This is a genomic window from uncultured Nitratireductor sp. (assembly GCF_913053745.1).
Lineage (GTDB): Bacteria > Pseudomonadota > Alphaproteobacteria > Rhizobiales > Rhizobiaceae > Nitratireductor.
On record NZ_CAJXGF010000266.1, the window covers coordinates 1 to 2,164 of the forward strand.

Below are 2,164 nucleotides of genomic sequence, written 5' to 3' on the forward strand. Positions count from 1 at the left end.
GATCTCCGGCCGCTGGCTTCGCACCGGGTCGCGCGTGCGGGGATCGGCCTCGTGCCGGAGGGGCGGCGGGGTTTCGGCCCGCTGAGCGTCGAGGAGAACCTCAGGATCGGGCGCGACGCCTTTGCCCGGGACGGGCACTGGACGCTCGAAAGGATCTACCGGCTTTTTCCCGTTCTTGAGGAACGCCGCACGCAGCCCGCGCATACGCTTTCCGGAGGCCAGCAGCAGATGGTCGCCATCGGGCGGGCGCTTCTTTCCAACCCTCGCGTGTTGTTGTGCGACGAGATCAGTCTCGGGCTGGCCCCCGTCATTATCCGCGATATCTATTCCGCCTTTCCGCAAATCCGCGACAGCGGCGCGTCGGTCGTGGTCGTCGAACAGGATATCGGCCAGGCGCTGAAAGTGGCCGACCGTGTCTACTGCATCACCGAGGGCCGCGTGACGCTGCAGGGCACGCCCGCCGCACTGACTCGCGAGGCCATTCATCACGCCTATTTCGGAGATGCCGCATGATATGGCTCGACACACTTGCAAACGGAATTTTGCTCGGCGGGCTCTACGCGCTCTTCGCGCTTGGCCTGAGCCTGACCTTCGGCGTGATGCGTCTGATCAACCTGGCGCATGGCGATCTGATCCTCCTGGGCTCCTATCTTATATTCTTCCTGGCCTCGTCGCTTTTCCTGCCGCCGCTGCTGGCGCTTTTGGTCGCCCTGATCCTGATGTTTGCGCTCGGCTGGCTGTTGCAGCGCTTCGTGCTCAATCGGGCGCTTGGCGGCGACCTGCTCAGGCCGTTGATCGTCACTTTCGGATTGTCGATCCTGATTGCGAACGGGCTCCTGGCGCTTTTTTCGGCCGATAGCCGTCGCCTCAACCTGGGCGGGCTCGAGGCGGCCTCGCTTGTTCTGGGGCCGATCAATGTCGGTATCCTGCCGCTACTCACCCTTCTGGCCGCCATTGCATGCGTGATCGCACTGAACATTCTGTTTTTCCGCACGAAACCGGGGCGTGCATTCCGTGCCGCATCGGACGATCCGGTGACCCTGAGCCTGATGGGGCAGGACGCGCGCAAGGTTTTTGCCATCGCTACCGGCGTGGCGATGGCCGTTTCCGCCGTCGCCGCCTTCTTTCTCGCCACGCGGGCGAGTTTCGATCCCTCCATCGGTCCGGCCCGGCTGCTCTTCGCCTTCGAGGCGGTGATCATCGGCGGGCTGGGTTCGTTCTGGGGCACGTTGGCCGGCGCAATCGTTCTGGGCGTTGCGCAGACCGTCGGCGGCGCGTTCGATCCCGGATGGCAGATCCTCGGGGGACATCTTGCCTTCATCGCCATCCTGACGGTTCGGCCGCGCGGTCTGTTTCCCCGCGCCGTGGATTGAGGGGGAAGCTTCGATGACAGAACGGTGGAGCATTTCCACGGGCACGCGGCAAAGCCGGATCTTTTCGGTTTTTGCGTTTCTTATGGTGGCGCTTTTGGCAGCGTTACCGTTCTTCGCCGAACGTGCGTTGCTGCAGGATCTCTTCCAGATCATGACGTTGCTGATCCTTGCGCAATGCTGGAACCTCCTTGCGGGCTATGCCGGCCTGGTTTCGGTCGGCCAGCAAGCCTTCGTGGGGCTTGGCGCCTACGTCTTTTTCATCTTGGCCGTGTTCTGGCCGGTTCCACCGCTTTTGGGCCTTCTGATCGGCGGGGTGCTCGCCGCGGCGGTGGCCATCCCGGCGGCGGCCTTCACATTCCGCCTCCAGGGCGCCTATTTCGCCGTCGGAAGCTGGGTCGTCGCGGAGGTCGTCAGGCTGCTGCTGGCGCAGCAGGAGGTTCTGAGGGGCGGGTCCGGCATGTCGCTGCCGCGCGGACTGCGGGAAACCTTGCCCGGCTTTGAGTGGTTGACCGAATTCGGATTTCGCAAATCCACCGCGATCGATGTTATCGCCTACTGGATGGCGCTGGTGTTGTGCACGGTCACGATCCTGATCATCTACCGGTTCATGAAGACGCCGAGCGGGCTCGGCCTTGCCGCCGTGCGTGACAACCAGATGGCTGCCCGTTCGATCGGTGTGAATGCCGACCGGCTGAAATGGCTGGTCTATCTGGGAACCGCTTTCCTGACCGGCATCACCGGCGCGCTGATCTTCCTGCAAAAACAGCGGGTCTCGCCCGAAACCGGGTTTT

The 2,164-nt window shown here is 63.4% G+C and carries 3 protein-coding genes; all 3 read left to right on the plus strand.

The window, feature by feature from the left end:
- Positions 1–513: ATP-binding cassette domain-containing protein (locus tag QZ638_RS23240; RefSeq protein WP_295815136.1), on the plus strand; the 513-nt coding region annotated here is incomplete at its 5' end.
- The gene (locus tag QZ638_RS23245; RefSeq protein ID WP_295815139.1) at positions 510–1,373 is read left to right on the plus strand and encodes a branched-chain amino acid ABC transporter permease; all 864 of its coding nucleotides are present in this window, start codon (positions 510–512) and stop codon (positions 1,371–1,373) included. The genes QZ638_RS23240 and QZ638_RS23245, both read left to right, overlap by 4 nt.
- Before the next feature lie 13 nt (positions 1,374–1,386).
- A partial coding sequence (locus QZ638_RS23250) for a branched-chain amino acid ABC transporter permease (protein WP_295815142.1) occupies positions 1,387–2,164 on the plus strand: 778 nt, incomplete at its 3' end.